The sequence below is a fragment of the Pseudomonas sp. FG86 genome (genome assembly GCF_057808775.1).
Map to the genome: position 1 here is coordinate 50,124 of NZ_JBMDIS010000025.1, position 26,252 is coordinate 76,375.

Genomic DNA, 26,252 nt, shown 5'->3' on the forward strand with positions numbered 1-26,252 from the left:
GGTGAGCTTATGTGGGAGGGGGCTTGCCCCCGATAGCGGAGTGCCAGTCACTGAATGCTTTGACTGAATCACCGCCATCGGGGGCAAGCCCCCTCCCACACAAGCCCGCTCCCACAGGGGTCCGAGTAGAAGTCTCACTCGGACCATTCATCGCAATCAGCCTTCGAGCTTGCTTTTCAGCAGTTCGTTTACCTGCTGCGGGTTGGCCTTGCCCTTGGAGGCTTTCATGGCCTGGCCGACAAAGAAGCCGAACATCTTGCCGCGCTTGGCTTCGTCTGCTGCACGGTACTGCTCGACCTGTTCCGCGTTGGCCGCCAGCATTTCGTCGAGCACGGCCGAGATGGCGCCGCTGTCGGTGACTTGCTTGAGGCCGCGTTTTTCGATGATTTCATCGGCGCTGCCTTCGCCACTGGCCATGGCTTCAAACACTGTCTTGGCGATTTTGCCGGAGATGGTGTTGTCCTTGATGCGCAGCAGCATGCCGCCCAGTTGCTCGGCGGTGACCGGTGCCTCGTCGATTTCCAGGCCCTGCTTGTTCAACAGGCTGCCCAGCTCAACCATCACCCAGTTGGCCGCCAGCTTGGCGTCGCCGGCAATGCTCACGACTTTTTCGAAGTAGTTGGCTTGCTCACGGCTGGACGCCAACACGCTGGCATCGTAGACCGACAAGCCGAACTGCTCCTGGAAGCGCTCGCGTTTTTGCTGCGGCAGTTCCGGCAGGGTGGCGCGGATGTCGTTGAGGAACGAGTCTTCCAGTACCACCGGCAACAGGTCCGGGTCAGGGAAGTAACGGTAGTCGTTGGCTTCCTCTTTGCTGCGCATGGCGCGGGTTTCGTCTTTGTTCGGGTCGTACAGGCGGGTTTGCTGGATCACCTTTCCGCCGTCTTCGATCAGTTCGATCTGGCGGCGGACTTCGCTGTTGATCGCCTTCTCGATGAAGCGGAACGAGTTGACGTTCTTGATCTCGCAGCGGGTACCGAACTCGACCTGGCCCTTAGGGCGGATCGATACGTTGCAGTCGCAACGTAGCGAGCCTTCGGCCATGTTGCCGTCGCAGATGCCCAGGTAACGCACCAGCGCGTGGATCGTCTTGACGTAGGCCACGGCTTCCTTGGCGCTGCGCATATCCGGCTCGGAAACGATTTCCAGCAACGGTGTGCCAGCTCGGTTCAGGTCGATACCGGTGGCCCCCGGGAATTCTTCGTGCAGGCTTTTGCCGGCGTCTTCCTCGAGGTGGGCACGGGTCACGCCGACACGCTTGATGGTGCCATCTTCCAACGGGATATCCAGGTGGCCCTTGCCGACAATCGGCAGTTCCATCTGGCTGATCTGGTAGCCCTTGGGCAGGTCCGGGTAGAAGTAGTTCTTGCGCGCGAACACGTTGTGCTGGCCGATTTCGGCGTCAATCGCCAGGCCGAACATCACTGCCATGCGCACCGCTTCCTGGTTCAGCACCGGCAGTACGCCGGGCATGCCCAGGTCGACCAGGCTGGCCTGGGTATTCGGCTCGGCGCCGAACGTGGTGGCGCTACCGGAGAAAATCTTCGATTGGGTGGCGAGCTGGGTATGAATCTCCAGCCCGATCACGACTTCCCATTGCATAGTGTTCTCCTCAGAAGCCGGTAGGGGTGCGAGTGTGCCAGTCAGTGTTCAACTGGTACTGGTGCGCCACATTGAGCAGGCGGCCTTCCTGGAAATACGGGGCGAGCAATTGCACGCCAACCGGCAGCCCATCGACGAAACCTGCCGGCATGGACAAGCCTGGCAAGCCCGCGAGGTTGGCGGTGATGGTGTAGAGGTCTTCCAGGTATTCGGCGATCGGGTCGCCGGTCTTGGCGCCGATCTTCCAGGCCGGGTTGGGCGTGGTTGGGCCGAGGATGATGTCGACTTCTTCAAACGCCGCCATGAAGTCGTTCTTGATCAGGCGCCGGATTTTCTGCGCCTTGAGGTAGTACGCGTCGTAGTAGCCGGCCGACAGGGCGTAGGCACCGACCATGATCCGGCGTTGCACTTCGACACCGAAACCTTCGCCACGGGAGCGTTTGTACAGGTCGGTGAGGTCCTTCGGGTTCTCGCAGCGATAGCCAAAGCGCACGCCGTCGAAGCGCGACAGGTTGGAGGACGCTTCAGCGGGCGCGATCACGTAGTACGCCGGAATCGCGTGCTGGTTGTTCGGCAGGCTGATTTCCTTGATCACGGCGCCGAGCTTTTCCAGCTCCTTGACGCTGTTGTGCACCAATTCGGCGATGCGCGGGTCGAGACCGGCGCTGAAGTATTCCTTCGGCACGCCGATGCGCAGGCCTTTGATCGAGGTATTGAGGCTGGCGCTGTAGTCCGGCACCGGTTCGTCGATGCTGGTGGAATCCTGCGGATCGAAGCCTGCCATGCCTTGTAACAAAATCGCGCAGTCTTCGGCCGTGCGGGCCAGGGGGCCGCCCTGATCCAGGCTGGATGCATAGGCGATCATGCCCCAGCGGGAAACGCGACCATAGGTCGGCTTCAGGCCGGTGAGGTTGGTAAAGGCCGCGGGCTGGCGGATCGAGCCGCCGGTGTCGGTGGCTGTTGCAGCGGGCAGGAAGCGCGCGGCGACCGCGGCAGCCGAACCGCCAGACGAACCGCCCGGGACGTGTTCCAGGTTCCACGGGTTTTTCACCGGGCCGTAATAGCTCGACTCGTTGGCCGAACCCATGGCGAATTCGTCCATGTTGGTCTTGCCCAGGGTCACGGCCCCGGCGGCAGCCAGCTTGGACACCACGGTGGCGTCGTAGGGCGCCTTGAAGTTGTCGAGCATCTTCGAGCCGCAGCTGGTGCGGATGCCTTGGGTGCAGAACAGGTCTTTGTGGGCGATCGGTGCGCCCAGCAGTGCACCATTGTCACCGTTGGCGCGACGCACGTCGGCGGCCTTGGCCTGGCTCAGGGCCAGTTCCTCGGTGAGGCTGATGAAGCTATTGACCTTGGGGTCGAGCTCGGCGATACGCGCCAGCAGGGTCTTGGTCAGCTCTTCGGAAGAAAACTTTTTGTCGGCGAGACCGCGGGCGATCTCGGCCAGAGTCATGTGATGCATTGCAGGCTCTTTCCCTATTAGTCGATGACTTTCGGAACCAGGTACAGGCCGTTTTCGACCGCTGGTGCGATGGACTGGTAGGCCTCGCGATTATTAACCTCGGTCACGACGTCTGCGCGCAGGCGCTGGCTGGCTTCCAGCGGGTGAGCCAGGGGCTCGATGCCGTCGGTATTGACGGCCTGCATTTGGTCAACCAGCCCCAGAATGCTGTTCAGGGCTGCGGTGGTCTGTGGAAGATCGGCTTCATTCAGGCCAAGCGAGGCCAGATGAGCGATTTTTTCCACGTCGGAGCGTTCAAGCGCCATGGGATTCTCCAGTGGAAAACAGAACGGAGGGCGTCCGTGTGTTAGATTGTCGGAACACTACCGCATTTCTACGGTCATATGGCCGCGATTGTGGGGGTTGGTGCACAGAAAGTCGGCCAATTTAGCACATTGGCGCCTTGCCCAAAATCCCTGTCGTTGTTAGAGTTTGCCGCACTTTTTTACCCACGCGTTGCCTAGGGTCCCTTTCCCATGTTCAAGAAACTGCGTGGCATGTTTTCCAGCGATCTTTCCATTGACCTGGGCACTGCCAACACCCTTATTTACGTGCGCGAGCGCGGTATCGTCCTGAATGAGCCATCGGTTGTGGCTATTCGGACCCATGGTAATCAGAAAAGTGTCGTTGCCGTGGGCACCGAGGCCAAGCGCATGCTTGGCCGAACACCAGGCAATATCGCTGCCATTCGTCCGATGAAAGACGGCGTGATCGCCGACTTCAGCGTCTGCGAGAAGATGCTGCAGTACTTCATCAACAAGGTTCACGAAAACAGTTTTCTGCAGCCCAGCCCTCGTGTGCTGATCTGCGTTCCGTGCAAGTCCACCCAGGTGGAGCGTCGCGCCATCCGTGAATCGGCCCTTGGTGCCGGTGCCCGTGAAGTCTTCCTGATCGAAGAGCCAATGGCTGCTGCGATCGGTGCCGGCCTGCCGGTTGAAGAAGCGCGCGGTTCGATGGTGGTGGATATCGGTGGTGGTACCACTGAAATCGCCCTGATTTCCCTGAACGGCGTGGTGTATGCCGAGTCCGTGCGTGTAGGCGGCGACCGCTTCGACGAAGCGATCATCACTTATGTGCGTCGTAACTACGGCAGCCTGATCGGCGAATCCACCGCCGAGCGCATCAAGCAGGAAATCGGTACCGCTTATCCCGGTGGCGAAGTTCGCGAAGTCGACGTTCGCGGTCGCAACCTGGCCGAAGGCGTTCCACGTGCCTTTACCCTGAACTCCAATGAAGTGCTGGAGGCTCTGCAAGAGTCCCTGGCAACCATCGTTCAGGCGGTGAAGAGCGCCCTGGAGCAATCGCCGCCGGAGCTGGCTTCCGATATCGCCGAGCGTGGCCTGGTACTGACCGGTGGTGGCGCCTTGCTGCGCGACCTCGACAAGTTGCTGGCCCAGGAAACTGGCCTGCCGGTGATCGTTGCCGAAGACCCGCTGACCTGCGTTGCCCGTGGCGGTGGTCGTGCACTGGAAATGATGGATAAACACACCATGGACCTGCTTTCCAGCGAATAAGACCGTTGGTTGCACCATGTTTCGCCCGCAGGCAGCACTTTGCAGTGCTGCCTGTTGGCGTTTATCTTCTTCAATCTGCATCCAGGCCGGTTAGATGCCGTATGAATAAAGAGAAACTTTGCCTGGGAGGAGCGGCCTATTAAACCGCTTTTCGCCAAAGGCCCCTCATTGGGCGTGCGCTTGTTGGTGCTGGTCGTGCTTTCGGTCGCGCTGATGGTGGTCGATGCCCGCTTTGCACTGCTCAAGCCTGTGCGTAGCCAAATGTCGCTGGTATTGATGCAGACCTACTGGATCACCGACCTGCCGCAACGTCTCTACCAGGGCGTGGCCAGCCAATTCGGCAGCCGCACCGAGCTGGTCGCCGAGAACGAAAAACTCAAGACTGAAAACCTGCTGTTGCAGGGGCGCATGCAAAAGCTGGCGGCCCTCACCGAGCAGAACGTTCGGCTGCGCGAGTTGCTCAATTCTTCGGCACTGGTCAACGAAAAGGTCGAAGTCGCCGAGCTGATCGGCATGGACCCCAACCCCTTTACCCATCGCATCATCATCAACAAGGGTGAGCGCGACGGTGTGGTGCTCGGCCAGCCGGTGCTCGATGCCCGTGGCTTGATGGGCCAGGTGGTCGAGTTGATGCCCTACACCTCGCGGGTATTGCTGCTGACGGACACGACCCACAGCATTCCGGTGCAGGTCAACCGCAACGGCTTGCGTGCGATTGCCAGTGGCACCGGTAACCCCGAACGCCTGGAATTGCGCCATGTGGCCGATACTGCCGACATCAAGGAAGGCGACCTGCTGGTCAGCTCGGGCCTCGGCCAACGCTTCCCGGCGGGTTACCCGGTGGCGACAGTCAAGGAAGTGATCCACGATTCTGGCCAGCCGTTCGCCATTGTGCGCGCCGTGCCCACCGCCGCCCTGAACCGCAGCCGCTACCTGCTGCTGGTATTCAGCGACAACCGTACCCCGGAAGAGCGTGCCAACGACGCCGCACAAGCCCAGGAAGCGGAAGACAAGCAAAACGGCACCGCGCCGATCATTCCGGCAACCGTACCCAAGCCGGCGCCCGCCGCATCGGCCACACCGGCGCCCGCTCCGGCAGTAGCGCCCGTGGCCACGCCCGCCAAGCCGGCCGCTCACAGTGCGCGCGCGGTGAAGCCAGCGGCGACCAAGCCGTCGGCCACCACGCCTGCCACCACGACGCCTGCTGCGAAGCCCCCAGCCGCCCCGGCAACCACACGGCAGAGGGAGGAATAATGGCCGGTACTCATTCGAGCAATGGCTGGATCGTCTGGCTGACCTTCGCCATCGGCTTGCTACTCAGCGTTTCGCCACTGCCGCAGTTCATGGAAATCCTGCGTCCGCTGTGGCTGGCCTTGCTGCTGGCATTCTGGTCGCTGAACCTGCCGCACAAGGTGGGCATGGTCACGGCGATGTTCCTGGGCTTGGCGGAAGATGTGCTCTATGGCACCTTGCTGGGCCAGAACGCGTTGATCCTGACCCTGATTACCTTTCTGGTGCTGTCGTTGCAGCAACGCCTGCGCATGTTCCCGATGTGGCAACAGTGCCTGGTGATCCTGGTGATCTTCGGCCTGGCGCAATTGGTGCAACTGTGGCTCAGCGCCTTGACTGGTAACCGCCAGCCGACCCTGGCGCTGGTATTGCCGGCCCTGGTCAGTGCGCTGCTGTGGCCATGGGTCAGTTTTGGCCTGCGCGGGTTACGTCGTCGCTATAAAATCAATTGAATGGATTGCGAGGCTCTGCCTGGTTATCGAACCCCACAGGGAGAGTCTGGAATGAATTCGCTTTATCTGGCTTCGGGCTCCCCGCGACGGCGTGAACTGCTGACCCAGATCGGTGTGCCTTTCACCGTGGTCAGTGCCGCCATTGATGAAACTCCCCTTACAAATGAATCCGCCGTTTCCTACGTCGAGCGTCTAGCGCGCGGCAAGGCAACGGCGGGTTTTGCTGCGCTTGGGCAAACGTCGGGCGCCTGTGTATTGGGTGCCGACACGGCAGTGATTGTCGACGGCCAGATCCTTGGCAAGCCGCTGGATCAGGCGGATGCCCTGGCCATGTTGCTGGCCCTGTCGGGGCGTGAGCATGAAGTGCTGACGGCGGTTGCCCTCACGGACGGTCAGCGTTGTGAAACTCGATGTGTAAGCAGTCGCGTACGTTTCCGGGGTATTTCTGTCGAGGAGGCTACAACCTACTGGCACAGTGGCGAACCCCAGGACAAGGCAGGCGGCTATGCTATCCAAGGGCTGGGCTCGGTGTTTGTGGCCGGGCTCAATGGCAGCTATTCCGCCGTGGTTGGCCTGCCCGTGTGCGAAACCGCGGAACTGCTTGGTCAATTCGGCATACCCTGTTGGCAAAACCTTACCGCGCGCTGAACGCCTGTACTTGCGCGCCAAGCCTTAAGCGATCGGTCACTATTGTGAAAACGCCTGAACGAGACCCAGCCATGAGTGAAGAGATTCTGATCAATATCACGCCGATGGAATCGCGCGTGGCGGTGGTAGAGAACGGTGTTCTGCAAGAAGTGCACGTCGAGCGCACCCAGAAGCGCGGGATTGTCGGCAACATCTATAAAGGCAAGGTCGTGCGCGTATTGCCCGGGATGCAGGCGGCTTTTGTCGACATTGGCCTGGACCGTGCCGCGTTTATCCATGCTTCGGAAATTTCCCTGCGCGAAGGCCCGGCGGTCGAAAGCATCAGCGCCTTGGTTCACGAAGGGCAGAGCCTCGTGGTGCAAGTCACCAAGGACCCCATCGGTTCAAAGGGCGCGCGCCTGACGACCCAGCTGTCGATTCCATCGCGCTACCTGGTGTACATGCCGCGCACCGCTCATGTGGGCATTTCCCTGAAAATCGAAGACGAGGCCGAGCGTGAGCGCCTGAAGAAGGTGGTCAGCGATTGCGTGGCGGCCGAGGGCATCAAGGAGGCGGGCGGCTTTATTCTGCGCACGGCGGCCGAAGGCGCCGGGGCTGATGAGATTCTCATGGACATCCGTTACCTGCGGCGCCTGTGGGACCAGATTGGCGCGCAGATCAAGACCGTTGGCGCGCCCAGCGTGATCTACGAAGACCTGGGCCTGGCCCTGCGCACCTTGCGCGACCTGGTCAGCCCGAAGATCGAGAAAATTCGCATCGACTCGCGGGAAACCTTCCAGCGCACCACGCAGTTCGTCGCCGAACTGATGCCGGAAATTGCCGACCGCCTGGAGCATTACCCCGGCGAGCGGCCGATCTTCGACCTGTATGGCGTCGAAGACGAAATCCAGAAGGCCCTGGACCGCAAGGTGCCGCTCAAGTCGGGCGGTTACCTCGTTGTGGACCCGGCGGAAGCCATGACCACCATCGACGTCAACACCGGTGCGTTCGTGGGCCATCGCAACCTCGAAGAAACCATCTTCAAGACCAACCTCGAAGCCGCTACCGCGATCGCGCGTCAACTGCGCCTGCGCAACTTGGGCGGGATCATCATCATCGACTTCATCGACATGGAAGATGAAGAGCATCAGCGCCAGGTACTGCGCACCCTCGAAAAGCAGCTGGAACGCGATCACGCCAAGACCAATATCATCGGTATTACCGAGCTGGGCCTGGTACAGATGACCCGCAAACGCACCCGCGAAAGCCTGGAACAGGTGTTGTGCGAGCCGTGCAGCAGTTGCCAGGGGCGCGGTAAATTGAAAACGCCTGAAACGGTTTGCTACGAGATTTTCCGCGAAATCCTACGGGAGGCGCGAGCGTACCAGGCCGAAGGTTATAGAGTGCTTGCCAACCAGAAAGTGGTCGATCGGCTGCTGGACGAAGAGTCCGGTAACGTCGCTGAGCTGGAGGGGTTTATCGGACGCACGATTCGCTTCCAGGTTGAGACCATGTATTCCCAGGAACAATACGACGTGGTGCTGCTCTGATCCTCATTCGTTTCTTTCTACGAGATGCGCAGACCTTGATCTGCCGTCCGCTTACTGCCTTGAGGGTCGCCTGACATGGAGCGTCTGAAACGCTTTTTTGCCGCTTTGACCCGTTGGGGCCTGGGCTTGTGCGCCTTGCTGCTGGTATTGGCGGCGGTCTACGTGAGCCTGGGACGAGAATTGACTCCGCTGGTGGCCGAATACCGTGCGGACATCGAAGCCAAGGCCCAGGCCGCAGTGGATATGCCACTGCATATCGGCAGCCTGGAAGGGCGCTGGAGTGGTTTCGCACCGGTATTGCTGGCCCACGACGTGATGGTCGGCCAGGGCAGCAACGCCTTGCGCCTGGATCAGGTCGAAGTCGTGCCGGATGTCTGGGCTAGCCTGATGGCCCGCGAAGTGCGTCTTGCGCACCTGGAAGTCAGCGGCCTGCAATTGAGCGTCAAGGAAGACCAGGACGGCCACTGGGCGCTGCAAGGCCTGCCGGTGCAGGATGACCAGCCGCTGGACCCGGAGCAGGTGCTCAAACGCCTGCAAATGGTCAAGCGTGTGTCGTTGCTCGACAGCCAGGTGACCCTGCAACCGATCGACCATGCCCCGCTGACCCTGACCTATGTGGGCCTGAGCCTGCACACCGGGACCACCCGCCAACGCCTGGATGCCCGCCTGACCTTGCCCGATGGCCAGCCGCTGGCCTTGAGCCTGCGCAGCCGCATTCGCGCAAGCCAATGGAAGGATGCTGAAGTCGACGCCTACCTGAGCCTGCCGCAAAGCGACTGGGCCAAATGGATTCCGGCCAAACTGACTCAACAATGGAAGCTCACGCAGTTCAAGGCGGGTGGCGAGTTCTGGCTCAACTGGGCCAAGGGTGACGTGCAGAGTGCTGTGGTGCGCCTCAATTCACCCCAGGTGAAGGGCAGCTACGCCGATCGCAAGCCCGTGCATATCGAAAACCTCGCCCTGACCGCGTACCTGCAACGCAATGAGCAGGGTCTGAAGGTATTGTTCGACTCGTTGGCGATGAACCTGGGCGAGACCCGCTGGGAATCGCGCTTGCAGTTGCAGCAGAGCCTGGCCACCGACCAGGCGCAGGAGGTCTGGAACCTGCAGGCCGATCGCCTGGACCTCACGCCCATTACGCCGTTGCTGAATGCCCTGGCGCCCCTGCCGGAAGGCTTCGCCAAGACCATCGAGCACCTCAAGGCCACTGGCCTGTTGCGCAATGTGCTGGTGGATTTCCGTCCCCAGGACACGACCGATCAGAAAGTCAGCTTCGCCGCCAACCTTGAGCGGGTGGGGTTCGATGCTTACTTTGGTGCACCGGCAGCGCGGAACGTATCCGGCAGCATCAGCGGTGACCTGGGGCATGGCGAGTTGCGCCTGGACAGCAAGGACTTTTCCCTGCACCTGTTTCCGATCTTCGCCAAGCCCTGGCAGTACATCCAGGCGAATGCGCGCCTGACCTGGAAGCTGGATAAAGAAGGCTTCACCCTGATTGCTCCCTATATCAAGGTGCTGGGGGAAGAGGGCAAGGTCGCGGCTGACTTCCTGATCCGCCTGCACTTTGACCCTGGCCAGGAAGACTACATGGACCTGCGGGTCGGCATGGTCGATGGCGATGGGCGCTTCACGCCCAAGTACCTGCCAGCGGTACTGAGCCCCGCGTTGGACGAATGGCTGCGCACAGCGATTCTCAAGGGCGCGGTCGATCAAGGTTTCTTCCAGTACCAGGGCTCGTTGAACCATGACGCGCTGCCGGCTTCGCGCAACATCAGCCTGTTCTTCAAGGTGCATGATGCAGAGCTGGCATTCCAGCCGGGCTGGCCGCATGTGAGCAAGGTCAATGGCGAAGTGTTCGTCGAGGAGAGTGGCGTACGCATCCTGGCCAGCAAGGGCCAGTTGCTCGACACCCAAGTCAAGGACGTCTACGTCAATATTCCCCACGCACCCGCGGGCAAGGACAGCCACCTGCTGCTCACCGGCGGGTTTGCCGGTGGCCTGGGTGATGGCCTGAAGATTCTCCAGGAAGCGCCAATAGGCACTGCCTCGACCTTTGCCGGCTGGAAAGGCGAGGGGGACCTGCAAGGCAAGCTGGACCTGGATATTCCGCTGGCCAAAGGTACCGAACCGAAGATCGTGGTGGATTTCCAGACCGACAAGGCGCGCTTGCAATTGGCTGAGCCGACCCTGGACCTGACGCAACTCAAGGGTGACTTCCGCTTTGATAGTGCCAAGGGCTTGAGTGGGCAGAATATTACGGCGCAAGCATTCGAGCGGCCGATTAGCGCGCAGATTTTTGCCGATGGTAAGCCAGGTAATCTGAGTACCCGCATCACGGCCAAAGGCCAGGTCACGGTCAAGCGGCTGACCGATTGGTTGAAAATCAGCCAGCCACTGCCGGTGTCCGGCGATATTCCGTACCAGTTGCAAGTCAACCTGGATGGCGCCGATAGCCAATTGATGGTCAATTCCAACCTCAAGGGGGTCGCAGTGGATCTGCCGGCACCGTTCGGCATGGCGGCCAGCCAGGGGCGTGACAGTACGTTCCGCATGACCTTGCAGGGCGCCGAGCGTCGTTACTGGTTCGATTATGGCGAGCTGGCGAACTTCACCTTTGCGGCGCCGCCGGACAAGTTCAATGAGGGCCGCGGTGAGCTATTCCTGGGTGATGGCGATGCCGTGCTGCCCGCAGGCAAGGGGTTGCGCATCCGTGGCGTGCTTTCGGAGTTGGACATAGACCCGTGGAAGAAACTCGTGGACCGCTACGCGGGCAATGACCCTGGCGGCAGCGCCAAGCAACTGCTGAGCGGCGCTGACTTCAAGGTGGGCAAGCTGACTGGCTTCGGCAAGCAGTTCGACCAGGTCAACTTGCAGCTTGACCGGAAACCCACCGCCTGGGGCCTGCAACTCGACAGCCAGCAGGCCAAAGGCAGCGTGAACCTGCCGGATGCCAAGGGCGCGCCCATCGCGATCAACCTGCAGTTCGTGAAATTGCCGGCCGTGGACCCGACCGTCCAGGCAGACGAAAACGCCCCGGACCCGTTGGCCGATATCGATCCCAAGGGGATCCCGGCGCTTGATATCAGCATTGATCAACTGTTCCAGGGATCGGACCTGATAGGGGCCTGGTCGCTGAAAATCCGGCCAACTGCCAAGGGCCTGGCCTTTAATAGCCTGGACCTGGGCCTCAAGGGCATGCAGCTCAAGGGCGCGGGGGGCTGGGAGGGTGCACCGGGGGACAGCAGCAGTTGGTACAAAGGGCGCCTGGATGGCAAGAACATCGCCGATGTGCTCAAGGGCTGGGGCTTTGCGCCTACCGTGACCAGTGAAGATTTTCACCTGGACGTAGACGGCCGTTGGCCGGGGTCGCCGGCCTGGGTCGGGCCCAAACGTTTTTCCGGTAGCCTCGATGCCACCTTCCGCAAAGGCCAGTTCGTTGAAGTGGAAGGCGGCGCCCAGGCGCTTCGGGTGTTTGGCTTGCTTAACTTCAACTCCATTGGCCGCCGGCTGCGCCTGGACTTTTCCGACCTGCTCGGCAAAGGCTTGAGCTATGACCGCGTCAAGGGCTTGCTGGCAGCGAGCAACGGCGTATTTGTGACCCGTGACCCCATCACCATGACCGGGCCATCGACCAACCTGGAACTCAATGGCACCCTGGACCTGGTCGCCGACCGCGTGGACGCCAAGCTGTTGGTGACCCTGCCGGTCACCAACAACCTGCCGATTGCGGCGCTGATTGTGGGTGCGCCGGCCATTGGTGGCGCGTTGTTCCTGATCGACAAGCTGATCGGTGACCGCGTCGCGCGCTTTGCCAGTGTGCAATACAAAGTGGAAGGGCCCTGGAAGGATCCGAAAATCACCTTCGACAAGCCATTCGAAAAGCCTAACTGAGACTTTCTGGAGTAGCCTGGAGCTATTCGTTTACGGAGTATCGGCCCATGTCGTTTGCGGTAATTCAGATGGTCAGCCAGAGCGATGTGCTGGCCAACCTGGCCCAGGCCCGGCGCTTGCTGGAGCAAGCGGCAGCGGGCGGGGCGAAGCTCGCGGTGCTGCCGGAAAACTTTGCCGCCATGGGACGCCGTGACGTGGCTGATATCGGCCGTGCCGAGGCATTGGGTGAAGGTCCGATCCTGCCATGGTTGAAACAGACCGCCCGCGACCTCACCTTATGGATAGTTGCAGGCACATTGCCGCTGCCGCCCAGGGACCAGCCGGATGCCAAGGTCAACGCCTGCTCGTTGCTGGTGAATGACCAGGGCGAGATAGTGGCCCGATACGACAAGCTGCACTTGTTCGATGTCGACGTGGCGGATGCCCGAGGCCGTTATCGTGAATCCGATGACTATGCTTTCGGCAGTAATGTGGTGCTGGCGGATACGCCGGTTGGCCGCTTGGGCCTCACGGTATGCTACGACCTGCGTTTCCCCGAGCTGTACAGCGAATTGCGCGCGGCCGGGGCTGAGTTGATTACCGCACCCTCGGCCTTTACGGCGGTGACCGGCGCCGCGCACTGGGATGTGTTGATCCGCGCGCGGGCCATCGAGACCCAGTGCTACCTGCTGGCGGCCGCCCAGGGCGGTGTGCACCCAGGGCCCCGGGAAACCTTTGGCCACGCGGCGATTGTCGACCCGTGGGGGCGCATACTGACGCAACAGGATCAAGGCGAAGCGGTGTTGCTGGCCGAGCGCGACAGCAGTGAACAGGCGTCGATACGGGCGCGCATGCCGGTGGTGAACCATCGGCGCTTTTTTTCGCAGGGCGCGCAGCGGCCTGCTTCAGAACGATGAATTTAAGGCCAAACCTATGAGCGAGTTGTTGTCCTCAGTCAGTGAACACCTCCTGGCACCCGGTGGCGTGACCATCGAAAGTCTGCAAACCGTGCTCGGCGATCTGGCCGGACCGGGCATCGACGCGGCCGACCTGTATTTCCAGGGGCAGATTTCCGAGTCCTGGGCCCTGGAAGACGGCATCGTCAAGGAAGGCAGTTTCAACCTCGACCAGGGCGTGGGGGTGCGGGCGCAATCCGGTGAAAAAACCGGTTTTGCCTACAGCAACGCGATCACCTTGGAAGCGCTGGGCCTGGCCGCTCGCGCAGCGCGCTCGATCTCCCGTGCCGGTCAACATGGCACGGTGCAGGCATTCAGTACCCAGGATGTGGCCCAGTTGTACGCGCCGGATAATCCGCTGGAAGTGATCAGCCGTGCGGAAAAGGTCGAGTTGCTCAAGCGTGTCGATGCTGCCACCCGCGCCTTGGACCCGCGTATCCAACAAGTCACCGTGAGCATGGCTGGCGTGTGGGAGCGGATCCTGGTGGCGTCCACCGATGGCAGCCTGGCAGCGGATGTACGGCCGCTGGTGCGTTTCAACGTCAGTGTGATCGTCGAGCAGAACGGGCGCCGCGAGCGTGGCGGTCATGGCGGCGGCGGGCGTACCGACTACCGTTATTTCCTCACCGATGATCGCGCCATGGGTTACGCCCGTGAGGCACTGCGCCAGGCGCTGGTCAACCTGGAAGCCATTCCGGCGCCGGCCGGTACCTTGCCGGTGGTGCTCGGTTCGGGCTGGTCTGGCGTATTGCTCCACGAAGCGGTCGGCCATGGCCTGGAAGGCGACTTCAACCGCAAGGGCAGTTCGGCCTACAGCGGACGCATGGGTGAGATGGTCGCCTCCAAACTGTGCACCATTGTCGATGACGGTACCCTGGCCGGGCGCCGGGGTTCGCTGACGGTCGATGACGAAGGTACGCCGACCGAGTGCACCACGCTGATCGAGAACGGCGTGCTCAAGGGCTACATGCAAGACAAACTCAATGCCCGTCTGATGGGCGTGGCACGCACTGGTAACGGCCGTCGCGAATCCTACGCTCACTTGCCGATGCCGCGCATGACCAACACCTACATGCTCGGTGGCGAAAGCGACCCGGCGGAAATCATCGCCTCGGTGAAGCGTGGTATCTACTGCGCCAATCTCGGTGGCGGCCAGGTGGATATCACCAGCGGCAAGTTCGTGTTTTCCACCAGCGAGGCCTATCTGATCGAAGACGGCAAGATTACCGCCCCGGTCAAAGGGGCAACGTTGATTGGTAACGGACCAGAGGCGATGAGCAAGGTGTCGATGGTCGGTAACGACCTGTCGCTGGACAGCGGCGTCGGTACGTGCGGTAAGGATGGGCAGTCGGTGCCGGTCGGCGTGGGTCAGCCCACCTTGAAGATTGATGCGATCACCGTGGGTGGCACAGGGTCGTAAACCGGGAGCTTCGGGTGGCGAAGACCGCCACCCGGGGAAGAGGATCAGCGCAGGCCGCGTTGAGTCTCGTCCAGCTCACGGATGTACTTGAAGATTTTACGGCTGGTGGCCGGCGCCTTGTTATGCGCCTGCTCGTGCTGGGCCTGACGGATCAGGGAGCGCAGTTGCTGGCGGTCGGCATCCGGATAGTCCACCACGAACTTCTCCAGTACCGCGTCATCGCCCGAGATCAGGCGGTCACGCCAACGCTCCAGGTTATGGAAGCGTTCATTGTACTGGCGAGTGGAGGCATCGAGTTGATCGAGCAAGGTCAGAATGGCGTCAGTGTCCTGGTCGCGCATCAGCTTGCCGATAAACATGATGTGCCGTTTACGCGCGATATTCGCGGTGTGCTTGGGCGCATCCGCCAGGGCCCGACGCATTTCGTCGGTCAGAGGCAATTTTGCAATCAAGTCCGGCTTGAGCGTTGTAAGGCGCTCGCCGAGGTCAACCAGAGCATGCAGCTCGCGTTTGACCTGGGTTTTGCTTTTCTCCCCATCGAGGGAGTCGTCGTAAGAATCAACCATGGTGGCAGTCCGCAAAGAAACGCCGCCATGATAACCAGTCGGGGGCCGCTTGTCCGGCCCGGTCGCTCGATGGCCTTAACCGAAAGCAGAATTTGAGTGGAGAAAACCATGAGTGCAGCCCAAAGCGTCGGTCCGCAAGCGTTACCGGCACTGCAGGAACAAGTCGAGCAGATCCTTGCCGAGGCCAAGCGCCAGGGGGCCAGTGCCTGCGAGGTGGCTGTGTCGCTGGAGCAGGGGTTGTCGACGTCGGTACGTCAGCGGGAAGTGGAAACCGTTGAATTCAACCGCGACCAGGGTTTTGGCATCACTTTGTACGTAGGGCAGCGCAAAGGCTCGGCCAGTACGTCGGCCAGTGGCCCGGAAGCCATTCGCGAGACTGTCGCTGCTGCGTTGGCAATTGCCAAGCACACCTCCGAGGATGAGAGTTCGGGCCTGGCCGACAAGGCATTGATGGCCAAGGACCTGCAGGATTTTGACCTGTTTCATGCCTGGGACATCACGCCAGAGCAGGCCATCGAACAGGCATTGATCTGCGAAGCGGCGGCATTCGATGCCGATGCCCGCATCAAGAACGCCGATGGCACCACGTTGAGCACCCATCAAGGGTGCCGCGTGTACGGCAACAGCCATGGTTTTATCGGCGGTTATGCCTCCACGCGCCATAGTTTGAGCTGCGTGATGATTGCCGAGGCCAATGGGCAGATGCAGCGCGATTACTGGTACGACGTGAACCGCCAGGGCGAATTGCTGGCGTCTCCTGCCAGCATTGGCCAACGTGCTGCGCAACGTGCCGCGAGTCGCCTGGGCGCGCGCCCGGTACCGACCTGCGAAGTGCCGGTGCTGTTTTCGGCAGAGCTGGCCGGTGGTTTGTTCGGCAGCTTTCTGGGGGCGATTTCCGGCGGCAACCTGTATCGAAAATCATCGTTCCTTGAAGGCGCGATCGGCCAGAAACTGTTTCCTGAGTGGCTGACCATCGATGAGCGTCCACACCTGATGCGTGCGATGGGCAGTTCGTCGTTCGACGGTGATGGCCTGGCGACCTATGCCAAGCCGTTCGTCGAGAAGGGCGAATTGGTGTCCTATGTCCTGGGCACCTATGCCGGTCGCAAGCTCGGTTTGCCCAGTACGGCCAACGCGGGTGGCGTGCACAACCTGTTTGTGACCCACGGTGATGAAGACCAGGCGGCGCTGTTGCGGCGCATGGGGCGTGGCCTGCTGGTGACCGAGTTGATGGGCCAAGGCCTGAACATGGTCACCGGTGATTATTCCCGGGGCGCGGCAGGTTTCTGGGTGGAAAATGGCGAGATTCAATTCGCCGTCCAGGAAGTCACCATCGCCGGCAATATGCGCGATATGTTCAAGCAGATCGTTGCCGTCGGGAATGACCTGGAACTGCGCAGCAACATTCGCACGGGTTCGGTATTGATCGAGCGGATGACGGTCGCCGGTAGCTGATCCTTCCGACGCTTCACAAAAAAGGCGCGCCATTCTGGAGATGGCGCGCCTTTTTTGTGGGCGCATGCTTGACGGATGGGAAGGCTGATCTTGTTTTGATTCTCAATATCATTTAATAATGAATATCATTATTGAGCGAGTGCGGATCATGAGTACTGTCCTGCATGAGGATCCCTATCTGGAGAGCTGGCGCTGGATGAGTCGTCAGATTCGTTGTGGACTTGATCCCAATGAACCTCGCCTGATCGAGCATTACCTCAATGAAGGTCGATACTTGGCGTGTTGTACCGCGACCCACCCGTGGACGATCGCCGAAACGGCATTTCGCCTGCTGATCGATACCGCCACTGATATCGCATTGCCCTGGCACTGGCGCTCAATGTGCCTGGACCAAGCCTGGCGACCGCTGCGCGACCTGGAAAAACTCTCCCACTGTGCCTGCCGCCTCAAGCGCTGGCAGACCTTTGCCTGGCAATTGGCGACCTGCGAATTGCTGCCGTCTATTTCTCATTCCGACCTAGTGCAAGGATCTAATGATGAGTAACACCCGTATCGAACGCGACAGCATGGGCGAACTGCAAGTCCCCGCCGAGGCCCTGTACGGCGCACAAACCCAGCGCGCGGTGAATAACTTTCCGATCAGCCACCAACGCATGCCGGCACAATTCGTTCGTGCGCTGATCCTGGCCAAGATCGCGGCCGCGAAGGTCAACGTCGACCTCAAGCAGATCAGCGAAGGGCAGGGCAAGGCCATTGTCGACGCCGCCCAAGGCTTGCTGGAAGGGGACTTCATGCAGCACTTCCCTGTGGATATCTTCCAGACCGGTTCCGGCACCAGCTCCAACATGAACGCCAACGAAGTCATTGCGACCCTGGCCAGCCGTCTGCTGGGCGAGGTGGTCAACCCCAACGATCATGTGAACTGTGGCCAAAGCAGCAACGACATCATCCCCACCACCATTCACGTCAGCGCGGCGTTGGTGCTGCATGAGCAAACCCTGCCGGGCCTGCTGCACCTGGTACAGGTCATCGAGCAGAAGGCCACACAAGTGCACCCGTTCATCAAGACTGGCCGCACCCATCTGATGGACGCCATGCCCGTGCGCATGAGTCAGGTGCTTGACGGTTGGGCGCAGCAGCTCAAGGCCAATATCGGCCACCTGCAGGACCTGCTGCCAAGTCTGCAGGCGCTGGCGCAGGGAGGGACGGCAGTGGGCACCGGGATCAACGCTCACCCGGAGTTTGCTGCACGTTTCAGCCAGCGACTGAGCCAATTGACCCAGGTGCAGTTCACGCCTGGCAAGAACCTGTTTGCGCTGATCGGCTCTCAGGACACCGCGGTTGCCGTCTCCGGCCAATTGAAAGCCACCGCCGTATCGTTGATGAAAATTGCCAACGACCTGCGCTGGATGAACTCCGGCCCACTGGCCGGCCTCGGCGAAATCGAACTGGAAGGCTTGCAGCCTGGTTCCTCAATCATGCCCGGCAAGGTCAACCCGGTGATCCCGGAGGCCACGGCGATGGTTGCCGCGCAAGTCATCGGCAATGACACCGTCATCACGGTTGCCGGCCAATCCGGCAACTTCGAGCTGAACGTGATGCTGCCGATCATTGCCCAGAATCTACTCAGCAGCCTGGAGCTCCTGGCCAACGCCAGCCGCCTGCTGGCGGACAAGGCGATCGCCAGCTTCAAGGTCAACGAAGCCAAGCTCAAGGAAGCGCTGTCGCGCAATCCGATCCTGGTGACTGCACTCAACCCGATCATTGGTTACCAAAAGGCTGCTGAAATCGCCAAGAAGGCCTATCAGCAAGGCCTTCCGGTGATTGATGTGGCCCTTGAGCACACCGACTTGCCCCGTAGCCAACTGGAAGTCCTGTTGGATCCGGAAAAACTCACGGCCGGCGGCGTGTAATCACCGACCCTGCTTTGGAGGCTCACCATGGAGCACTGGAAACGCACGATCGAACGGGCCAATCGCTGCTTTATGCAGGGCGAATTGGTTGACGCTCGCGAGGCCTATCTGCAAGCCCTGGCCCTGGCCCAAGTGCTGTTCGAGCGCTGGGCGAACGCCGACGAAGCAGTAGCGGCTTGCGTCATTTCCCATCACAACCTGGCGGACTTGCACCTGCGCCTGAATCAGCCCGAGGAAAGCGCCGAATACCTCTGTGCTATTCACCAGCGCTTGCTGCAGGCCATGCAGGACGTGCGTTTGAGCCCGCAACTGCGCGAAGCGGCCTTGCGCCAGAGCAGCAAGACTTATGTCGAATTGTTGAATTTTATCAGTGATCACGGTGAGTACCCGCGCACCCATCGCTTACTGGGCGGTACTGCCGTGCAGCCGACCACGTCTCAATACGGAGCACATTGATATGAGCTACACCTTGCCTGCCTTGCCCTATGCCTACGATGCCCTGGAACCGCATATCGATGCGCAAACCATGGAGATTCACTACACCAAGCACCACCAGACCTACATCAATAACCTCAATGCTGCGGTCGAGGGCACCGAATTTGCGGGCTGGCCGGTGGAGAAACTGGTGTCCAGCGTGCAGCAACTGCCGGAAAAACTGCGTGTGGCCGTAATCAACCAAGGCGGCGGCCACGCCAACCACTCACTGTTCTGGGCGGTGATGTCGCCTAAAGGTGGTGGCAAGCCCGATGGCGCGCTGGGAAAAGCCATTGAAGAGCAACTCGGTGGTTTCGACAGTTTCAAGGAAGCCTTCACCAAAGCCGCCTTGACCCGTTTCGGCAGCGGCTGGGCCTGGCTGAGCGTCACCCCGCGAAAGACTCTGATAGTGGAAAGCAGCGGCAACCAGGACAGCCCACTAATGAATGGCAATACGCCGATCCTCGGCCTGGACGTCTGGGAGCATGCTTATTACCTGCGGTACCAGAACCGTCGGCCTGAATACATCAATGCCTTCTACAGTGTCATTAACTGGCCGGAAGTTGCTGCACGCTATCAGGCCGCGCTGGCCTGACAGTCACCTCGATAACAAGATCTAAGGCCGACTATGGGCACTGAAACACTGGCGATCAGTAGCGTGCGAATGTTTCGTTATGCGTTTGGCTCGCTGCTGCTATTGGCAGGTACTGCATTGCTGGTGGCCCACGGGCTGGCCTGGCTGGATCTGGAGCCGCGCATCCTGCGCGCCTTGCAAGGCGGGGCGATTTGCGCGCTTGGCACGGCGCTGGGGGCGGTTCCGGTATTGGTGATTCGTCGGATGCCGGTGGCGTTGAGCGATACCTTGTTGGGCTTCGGTGCCGGCGTGATGCTGGCGGCGACTGCCTTTTCGCTGGTCGTACCTGGTATTGCTGCTGCCGAAGCCCTTGGCCTTTCGCCCTGGGGGGCAGGTGGGCTGATCAGCTTCGGCATCATGCTGGGGGCATTCGGTTTGTATCTGGTGGACCGCAAAGTCTCCGGCGCCAGCCCGGAGATGTTGGTGGGCACGCCGGATAAACCGGTGATTCCACCGCGCATCTGGCTGTTTGTGTTTGCCATCATCGCCCACAACATCCCCGAAGGCATGGCCGTTGGCGTTTCAGCCGGCGGCGGCATGCCGGATGCCGACAGCCTGGCCATGGGCATTGCCTTGCAGGATGTGCCGGAAGGGTTGGTGATTGCGTTGGTATTGGCCGGGGCGGGGATGTCGCGGGTCAAGGCCTTCCTGATCGGTGCGGCGTCAGGCTTGGTAGAGCCAGTGTTCGCCGTGCTTTGCGCCTGGCTGGTGACCCTGGCCGAGGTGCTGTTGCCGCTTGGCCTGGCGTTGGCTGCCGGGGCGATGCTGCTGGTGGTGACTCATGAAGTGATCCCCGAATCGCGGCGTAATGGTCACGAAAAGCTTGCCAGCCTAGGGCTATGTAGCGGTTTTTGCTTGATGATGGTGATGGATACCGCCTTGGGGTGAAGCCCCTGGCTTCACGCCCGCCTCAGCGGATGGTTTTACTCACCCTCATCAAAGAAGTTGTTGATCAGCTTCACCAGGGCGTCCATTGCTTCCTGCTCTTGCTCGCCCTCGGTGCTCAAATGAATCTTGGTGCCCTTGCCGGCTGCCAACATCATCATCGCCATGATGCTTTTGCCATCGACCATGCTCTCCAGTGTGCGCCCGGCGCGGATCTGGCAAGGGAACTGCCCGGCAACGCCGACAAACTTGGCAGAGGCTCGGGCATGCAGGCCCAGCTTGTTGATGATTTCAATTTCCAGAGCGGGCATCGCGCAGGTGTTCCTTTCAGCTGAGGTCGCGGTGGCGGACCTGGACATTCTTGAGGGTTTTTTGCAGCACCTGGCCCAGGCGTTCGGTCAGGTAGACGGAGCGATGGTGGCCGCCGGTGCAGCCGATGGCAATGGTGACATAGGCTCGGTTGCTCGCGGCAAAGCGCGGCAACCATTTGAGCAGGTAGCTGGAGATGTCCTGGAACATCTCCTCCACATCCGGTTGCGCGGCCAGGTAATCGGCCACTGGCTGATCCAGCCCCGACTGGTCACGCAGCTCTGGTTTCCAGTAGGGGTTGGGCAAGCAGCGCACATCGAAGACCAGGTCGGCATCCACCGGCATGCCACGCTTGAAGCCAAAGGACTCGACCAGAAATGCCGTGCCCGGCTCCGGCTGGTTCAGCAGGCGTAGCTTGATGGCATCGCGCAACTGGTACAGGTTGAGGCTGGTGGTGTTGATCTTGAGGTCGGCGAGGTCAATGATCGGCCCCAGCAACTTGGTTTCGTCCTCGATGGCTTCGGCCAGGGAACGATGGGGGCTGCTGAGAGGGTGGCGTCGACGGGTCTCGGAGAAGCGCTTGAGCAGGGTTTCTTCGTCGGCGTCCAGATACAGCACATCGCAATGAATGTGCTTGGCGCGCACCTCTTCGAGCAATTCCGGGAAGCGCGTAAGGTGGCTGGGCAGGTTGCGGGCATCAATCGAAACGGCGACCAGGGGCTGCGCCAATTCGGTGTGGATCAGGGCGCGTTCCGCCAACTCCGGCAGCAGCCCGGCGGGCAGGTTGTCGATGCAATAGAAACCGTTGTCCTCAAGAACGTTGAGGGCGGTACTTTTACCCGAGCCAGAGCGGCCGCTGACGATGATCAAACGCATGATTACTGCCCGTTTTGCTCATCCAGGACAACTTGGTACAGTGCCTCGTTGCTGCTGGCACTGCGCAGTTTGTCGCGTACGTCCTTGCGGTCGAGCATGCTTGCGATCTGCCGAAGCAGTTCCAGGTGCGCATCGGTGGCGGCCTGTGGGACCAGCAGAACAAACAGCAGGTCTACCGGGGCACCGTCGATCGCGTCGAAATCGATAGGCGCGTCCAAGTGCAGCAGGGCGCTGACAGGTGTGTCGCAGCCTTTGAGGCGGCAGTGAGGAATGGCGATGCCGTTGCCAAAACCGGTGGAACCGAGTTTTTCACGGGCAATCAGAGCCTCAAAGACATCTTGCATCTCCAGATCAGGCACTTCTCGGCTGATCAGGTTGGCAATTTGTTCGAGGGCTTTCTTCTTGCTGCCGCCCGGCGCGTTCACGAGGGAACGGCCGGGGGTCAGGATGGTTTCAAGTCGGATCATGGGTGGGGAGTGTTAGCGGCCGGTGCCCTGAAGGAGGCTCAACTGCTTTTCCTTATGCTTTTTGATTTGGCGATCCAGTTTGTCGGTCAGGTCGTCAATGGCGGCATACATATCAGTATGCTCGGCATTGGCGACGACTTCTCCGCCGGGTATACGCAAGGTGGCTTCAATTTTCTGCTTCAGCTTTTCGACAGTCATAATGACTTGCACGTTGGTGATCTTGTCGAAATGCCCCTCAATTCTTTTGAGTTTTTCGCCGATATAGGCGCGCAGCGGTTCGGTCACTTCCAGTTGGTGTCCACTGATGTTGACTTGCATACAGCTTCTCCTTCGTTGCCAGTGCATAAAGCGGCGGGTAGGAATACCCGCCACTGGAACGCTGTGGCCCGCCCGTCACATCAAACGCTTACGCTCGCTGGAAGGCGCGATCCCAAGGGACTCGCGGTACTTGGCGACGGTTCGACGGGCGACCTGAATGCCTTGTGCCTCCAGTAAACCAGCGATCTTGCTGTCACTCAACGGCTTTTTCTGATTTTCCGCCGCAACCAGTTTTTTGATGATCGCGCGGATCGCCGTGGACGAGCATTCGCCGCCTTCGGAGGTGCTGACATGGCTGGAGAAAAAGTATTTCAGCTCATATATGCCCCGTGGGGTATGCATGAATTTTTGCGTGGTCACCCGGGAAATCGTTGACTCATGCATGCCAACCGCTTCGGCGATGTCATGCAGCACCAGAGGCTTCATCGCTTCGTCGCCGTATTCCAGGAAGCCACGCTGGTGCTCGACGATCTGGGTGGCGACTTTCATCAGGGTTTCGTTGCGGCTTTGCAGGCTCTTGATGAACCAGCGCGCTTCCTGCAACTGGTTGCGCATGAAGGTGTTGTCGGCGCTGGTGTCGGCGCGACGCACAAAACCGGCATATTGCGGATTGACCCGCAGGCGCGGTACCGACTCCTGGTTCAGTTCCACCAGCCAGCGCTCGTTGTCCTTGCGTACGATCACGTCGGGGACGACGTATTCGGCTTCGCTGGACTCGATCTGCGAGCCCGGGCGAGGGTTGAGGCTCTGTACCAGCTCGATCACCTGGCGCAGGTCGTCTTCCTTGAGCTTCATACGGCGCATCAACTGGCTGTAGTCGCGGCTGCCCAGCAGGTCGATGTAGTCCGTGACCAGGCGTTGGGCTTCGGCAAGCCAAGGCGTCTTGGCAGGCAGTTGACGCAGTTGCAGCAGCAGGCACTCGCTGAGGGTGCGCGCGCCAATGCCGGCGGGCTCGAATTGCTGGATGCGGTGCAGGACGGCTTCGATCTCGTCCAGTTCGATATCCAGTTCCGGATCGAAGGCTTCAAGAATCTCGTCGAGCGTTTCGTCCAGGTAACCCTGGTTGTTGATGCAGTCGATCAGGGTCACGGCGATCAGGCGATCGGTGTCGGACATCGGCGCGAGGTTCAATTGCCACAACAGGTGGCTCTGCAGGCTCTCGCCGGCGGACGTGCGGGTGGTGAAGTCCCACTCGTCATCATCGTTGCTGGGCAGGCTGCTGGCGCTGGTCTGGTAGACGTCTTCCCAGGCGGTGTCCACGGGCAGCTCGTTGGGTATGCGTTCGTTCCAGTCGCCTTCCTCGAGGTTATCCACCGTCGGGGCGGTTTCCTGGTAGGAGGGTTCCTGCACATCGGGGTTGGGTTTTTGCTCGATGTTGTCGGCCAGCGGGTCTGCATTGTCGAAGTCGTCGCCTTCTTCCTGGCGTTCGAGCATCGGATTGGACTCCAGGGCCTCCTGGATTTCCTGTTGCAGGTCCAGGGTCGACAATTGGAGCAGGCGGATGGCCTGTTGCAGCTGCGGTGTCATCGTCAGCTGCTGGCCCATTCTCAGGACTAGCGATGGTTTCATGGCAGGGGCTTAACACCTTATTCGCCGGCGCAATGCGCCATCCACGACAGGGCGCGTGAGCGCCAAACATAAGCAAATTATATGCCTGATATCGGGGGCTTTGCCTAGAGCGCGGTAACAATAAAAATCCGGAGGTTTTTATTGACTCCCGCGCACCGTGGCCAACGGCCGTGACGCCAGGCTGCTTACAGGCGGAACTCGTGGCCCAGGTACACTTCCTTGACCAGTTCGTTGGCCAGGATAGTGGCGGAGTCACCTTCGGCAATCAGCTGGCCATCGTTGACGATGTAAGCTGTTTCGCAGATATCCAGGGTCTCACGGACGTTGTGGTCGGTGATCAGTACACCGATGCCCTTGGCCTTGAGGTGATGGATGATCTGCTTGATGTCACCCACCGAGATGGGGTCCACGCCGGCAAACGGTTCGTCCAGCAGGATGAATTTCGGCGCGGTCGCCAGGGCGCGGGCAATTTCAACGCGACGACGCTCACCACCGGACAGGCTCATGCCGAGATTGTCGCGAATGTGGTTGATGTGGAATTCCTGCAGCAGGCTTTCCAGCTCTTTGCGGCGGCCGTCGCGGTCGAGTTCCTTGCGGGTCTCGAGGATGGCCATGATGTTGTCGGCCACCGAGAGTTTGCGGAAGATCGACGCTTCCTGGGGAAGATACCCAATACCTGCGCGTGCACGGCCATGCATCGGCTGGTGGCTGACGTCCAGGTCATCGATCAGTACGCGACCTTGGTCCGCCTGCACCAGGCCGACGATCATATAGAAGCAGGTGGTCTTGCCGGCGCCGTTGGGGCCGAGCAGGCCGACGATCTGGCCGCTGTCGATCGACAGGCTGACGTCGCGCACGACCTGACGGCTTTTATAGGCCTTGGCCAGATGCTGGGCTTTCAGGGTTGCCATTACTCGGCCTTCTTCTTCGGCTGGATAACCATGTCGATACGTGGGCGTGGCGCAGTGACCTTGCTGCCGTTGGCCCGGCCGGCATTGGCGACCTGCTTCACGGTGTCATAGGTGATCTTCTCGCCTTCGGTGGAGTTGCCATCGGGGCTGAGCACCTTGGCCTGGTCGATCAGGACGATGCGGTTTTGCTGGGCGTGATACTGGATGGTCTTGCCGTAGCCCTTCATCGGGGCGGTATCGGTAGCGGCCTGCTTCTGTTCGAAGTAGGCCAGGTTGCCCACCGAAGTCACGACGTCGATGTCGCCAGCGGGGGTGCGAGTCAGTGTCACCGTGTTACCGGTGATTTTCATCGAGCCCTGGGTAATGATCACGCCGCCTGTATAAGTGGCGACGCCTTGCTTGTCATCCAGTTGCGCATCGTCAGCTGAGATGTGGATCGGTTGCTGGCTATCGTTCGGCAGAGCCCAGGCGCTCACGCTTCCCAGTGCTGCGCCCAGACCGAGCAAAATAGGGAGGGTTTTAACGAGCCTCATACTGTCCTCTTACGTTCGATAGCAGGTGTATCCTGCTTTCTTTCAAATACGCTTTCATTCCCTTGCCAGTCGATACACCGCCAGCGCCATCGATTCTAACGTCTTGCTCGGTCTGCGCATATTGCTTCTGTGGGAATACGGTCATGCGTGTGGTGGTAATAATGGTGTCGCGGTTCTGTGCGTCAGTACGTGCGACGCGCACTGAATCGATCAGTTCCACCTGGGTCCCGTCCGGGTTGACCTCGCCGCGCTTGCTGGTGACGTGCCATGGGAACTCGGTGCCGCGGTACAGGTTCATGTCCGGATTGGTCAGCAGGGTGACCTCGGAGGCCTTCAGGTGCTCGACCTTGTCCGACGTCATTTCATATTGCACCTTGCCATCGGGCAGGAACTGCACGCTATAGGCATTGGTTGCGTAATAGTCGATAGCCCCTTCATCAACCTGCGCAACAGGCTGGTCGAGAAAGCGCTCCGGGCTGATATTCCAGTAGCCCACCGCCAGGAACAGCGCGGCGATGCCTGCGAATAGCAGGAAGTTGCGAATCTTTTTACTCAGCATA

At 60.4% G+C, this 26,252-nt stretch carries 26 protein-coding genes; 14 read left to right on the forward strand and 12 right to left on the reverse strand.

Annotated features, from left to right (window positions below; all coding sequences use genetic code 11):
- Positions 1-156: 156 nt before the first annotated feature.
- Genes gatB through gatC form a run of 3 tightly spaced genes read right to left on the reverse strand, consistent with a single transcriptional unit; the run spans position 157 to position 3,369 of the window.
- Positions 157-1,602, reverse strand: a complete 1,446-nt coding sequence (gene gatB, locus ACODSV_RS17665) for an Asp-tRNA(Asn)/Glu-tRNA(Gln) amidotransferase subunit GatB (RefSeq protein ID WP_150055593.1) — start codon at positions 1,600-1,602, stop codon at positions 157-159.
- Positions 1,603-1,612: 10 nt separating this feature from the next.
- The gene (gene gatA / locus ACODSV_RS17670) at positions 1,613-3,064 is read right to left on the reverse strand and encodes an Asp-tRNA(Asn)/Glu-tRNA(Gln) amidotransferase subunit GatA (RefSeq protein ID WP_150055592.1); all 1,452 of its coding nucleotides are present in this window, start codon (positions 3,062-3,064) and stop codon (positions 1,613-1,615) included.
- Between the two features lie 17 nt (positions 3,065-3,081).
- Positions 3,082-3,369, reverse strand: coding sequence for an Asp-tRNA(Asn)/Glu-tRNA(Gln) amidotransferase subunit GatC (gene gatC / locus ACODSV_RS17675; RefSeq protein WP_010567677.1), 288 nt, complete (start codon positions 3,367-3,369; stop codon positions 3,082-3,084).
- A 210-nt stretch (positions 3,370-3,579) separates the two neighbouring features.
- On the opposite strand from gatC, the gene mreB reads away from it, so the two are divergent.
- From mreB to tldD, 8 genes are all read left to right on the forward strand, one after another.
- Positions 3,580-4,617: a rod shape-determining protein MreB gene (mreB, locus tag ACODSV_RS17680; RefSeq protein ID WP_002555108.1), complete on the forward strand. Its 1,038-nt coding sequence runs from the start codon at positions 3,580-3,582 to the stop codon at positions 4,615-4,617.
- Between the two features lie 138 nt (positions 4,618-4,755).
- Positions 4,756-5,871 (forward strand): rod shape-determining protein MreC, encoded by a 1,116-nt coding sequence (gene mreC / locus ACODSV_RS17685; protein ID WP_150055591.1) that lies wholly within the window; start codon positions 4,756-4,758, stop codon positions 5,869-5,871.
- Positions 5,871-6,359 carry a rod shape-determining protein MreD gene (gene mreD / locus ACODSV_RS17690; protein ID WP_024073452.1) on the forward strand — a complete coding sequence of 163 codons (489 nt, stop codon included), beginning with the start codon at positions 5,871-5,873 and terminating at the stop codon, positions 6,357-6,359. Before mreC ends, mreD begins: the two co-directional genes overlap by 1 nt.
- 51 nt (positions 6,360-6,410) lie before the next feature.
- Positions 6,411-7,007: a Maf family protein gene (locus ACODSV_RS17695; RefSeq protein ID WP_150055590.1), complete on the forward strand. Its 597-nt coding sequence runs from the start codon at positions 6,411-6,413 to the stop codon at positions 7,005-7,007.
- A gap of 71 nt (positions 7,008-7,078) precedes the next feature.
- Entirely contained in the window at positions 7,079-8,536 is a 1,458-nt protein-coding gene (rng, locus tag ACODSV_RS17700; protein ID WP_024073454.1) for a ribonuclease G, read from the forward strand.
- A 75-nt stretch (positions 8,537-8,611) separates the two neighbouring features.
- Positions 8,612-12,427 (forward strand): YhdP family protein, encoded by a 3,816-nt coding sequence (locus tag ACODSV_RS17705; RefSeq protein WP_150095581.1) that lies wholly within the window; start codon positions 8,612-8,614, stop codon positions 12,425-12,427.
- A gap of 47 nt (positions 12,428-12,474) precedes the next feature.
- Positions 12,475-13,323, forward strand: a complete 849-nt coding sequence (locus ACODSV_RS17710) for a carbon-nitrogen hydrolase family protein (RefSeq protein ID WP_069075260.1) — start codon at positions 12,475-12,477, stop codon at positions 13,321-13,323.
- 16 nt (positions 13,324-13,339) lie between these two features.
- Entirely contained in the window at positions 13,340-14,782 is a 1,443-nt protein-coding gene (gene tldD, locus ACODSV_RS17715; protein WP_069075261.1) for a metalloprotease TldD, read from the forward strand.
- A 44-nt stretch (positions 14,783-14,826) separates the two neighbouring features.
- Here the strand turns inward: tldD and yjgA are convergent, their stop codons facing one another.
- The gene (yjgA, locus tag ACODSV_RS17720; protein WP_024073458.1) at positions 14,827-15,348 is read right to left on the reverse strand and encodes a ribosome biogenesis factor YjgA; all 522 of its coding nucleotides are present in this window, start codon (positions 15,346-15,348) and stop codon (positions 14,827-14,829) included.
- A 108-nt stretch (positions 15,349-15,456) separates the two neighbouring features.
- Between yjgA and pmbA the strand changes: the two genes are divergently transcribed.
- From pmbA to ACODSV_RS17750, 6 genes are all read left to right on the forward strand, one after another.
- Positions 15,457-16,803: a metalloprotease PmbA gene (gene pmbA / locus ACODSV_RS17725; RefSeq protein WP_041160842.1), complete on the forward strand. Its 1,347-nt coding sequence runs from the start codon at positions 15,457-15,459 to the stop codon at positions 16,801-16,803.
- 148 nt (positions 16,804-16,951) lie between these two features.
- Positions 16,952-17,347, forward strand: a complete 396-nt coding sequence (locus ACODSV_RS17730) for a hypothetical protein (RefSeq protein WP_024073460.1) — start codon at positions 16,952-16,954, stop codon at positions 17,345-17,347.
- The gene (locus tag ACODSV_RS17735; RefSeq protein ID WP_454843896.1) at positions 17,340-18,716 is read left to right on the forward strand and encodes a class II fumarate hydratase; all 1,377 of its coding nucleotides are present in this window, start codon (positions 17,340-17,342) and stop codon (positions 18,714-18,716) included. Before ACODSV_RS17730 ends, ACODSV_RS17735 begins: the two co-directional genes overlap by 8 nt.
- A 27-nt stretch (positions 18,717-18,743) precedes the next feature.
- Positions 18,744-19,172: a DUF2753 family protein gene (locus ACODSV_RS17740; protein ID WP_024073462.1), complete on the forward strand. Its 429-nt coding sequence runs from the start codon at positions 18,744-18,746 to the stop codon at positions 19,170-19,172.
- Between the two features lies 1 nt (position 19,173).
- Positions 19,174-19,785, forward strand: a complete 612-nt coding sequence (locus ACODSV_RS17745; RefSeq protein WP_489045292.1) for a superoxide dismutase — start codon at positions 19,174-19,176, stop codon at positions 19,783-19,785.
- 33 nt (positions 19,786-19,818) lie between these two features.
- Positions 19,819-20,712 (forward strand): ZIP family metal transporter, encoded by an 894-nt coding sequence (locus tag ACODSV_RS17750; protein WP_024073464.1) that lies wholly within the window; start codon positions 19,819-19,821, stop codon positions 20,710-20,712.
- A gap of 35 nt (positions 20,713-20,747) precedes the next feature.
- Here the strand turns inward: ACODSV_RS17750 and ACODSV_RS17755 are convergent, their stop codons facing one another.
- The 8 genes from ACODSV_RS17755 to lptC all read right to left on the reverse strand — a co-directional run bounded on the left by ACODSV_RS17755 (position 20,748) and on the right by lptC (position 26,251).
- The gene (locus ACODSV_RS17755) at positions 20,748-21,020 is read right to left on the reverse strand and encodes an HPr family phosphocarrier protein (RefSeq protein WP_150054926.1); all 273 of its coding nucleotides are present in this window, start codon (positions 21,018-21,020) and stop codon (positions 20,748-20,750) included.
- Between the two features lie 16 nt (positions 21,021-21,036).
- Positions 21,037-21,894: an RNase adapter RapZ gene (rapZ, locus tag ACODSV_RS17760; protein ID WP_024073466.1), complete on the reverse strand. Its 858-nt coding sequence runs from the start codon at positions 21,892-21,894 to the stop codon at positions 21,037-21,039.
- Between the two features lie 2 nt (positions 21,895-21,896).
- Positions 21,897-22,361, reverse strand: coding sequence for a PTS IIA-like nitrogen regulatory protein PtsN (gene ptsN / locus ACODSV_RS17765; RefSeq protein ID WP_024073467.1), 465 nt, complete (start codon positions 22,359-22,361; stop codon positions 21,897-21,899).
- 12 nt (positions 22,362-22,373) lie between these two features.
- Positions 22,374-22,679 (reverse strand): ribosome hibernation-promoting factor, HPF/YfiA family, encoded by a 306-nt coding sequence (hpf, locus tag ACODSV_RS17770; protein WP_024073468.1) that lies wholly within the window; start codon positions 22,677-22,679, stop codon positions 22,374-22,376.
- Between the two features lie 75 nt (positions 22,680-22,754).
- The gene (locus tag ACODSV_RS17775) at positions 22,755-24,248 is read right to left on the reverse strand and encodes an RNA polymerase factor sigma-54 (RefSeq protein ID WP_024073469.1); all 1,494 of its coding nucleotides are present in this window, start codon (positions 24,246-24,248) and stop codon (positions 22,755-22,757) included.
- A gap of 185 nt (positions 24,249-24,433) precedes the next feature.
- A complete protein-coding gene (gene lptB / locus ACODSV_RS17780) occupies positions 24,434-25,159 on the reverse strand; it encodes an LPS export ABC transporter ATP-binding protein (RefSeq protein ID WP_003171806.1) in 726 nt (241 codons plus the stop codon).
- A complete protein-coding gene (lptA, locus tag ACODSV_RS17785; RefSeq protein WP_024073470.1) occupies positions 25,159-25,692 on the reverse strand; it encodes a lipopolysaccharide transport periplasmic protein LptA in 534 nt (177 codons plus the stop codon). The genes lptB and lptA overlap by 1 nt, the downstream gene beginning before the upstream one ends.
- Positions 25,679-26,251 carry an LPS export ABC transporter periplasmic protein LptC gene (gene lptC / locus ACODSV_RS17790; protein WP_024073471.1) on the reverse strand — a complete coding sequence of 191 codons (573 nt, stop codon included), beginning with the start codon at positions 26,249-26,251 and terminating at the stop codon, positions 25,679-25,681. Before lptC ends, lptA begins: the two co-directional genes overlap by 14 nt.
- Position 26,252: the final 1 nt, after the last annotated feature.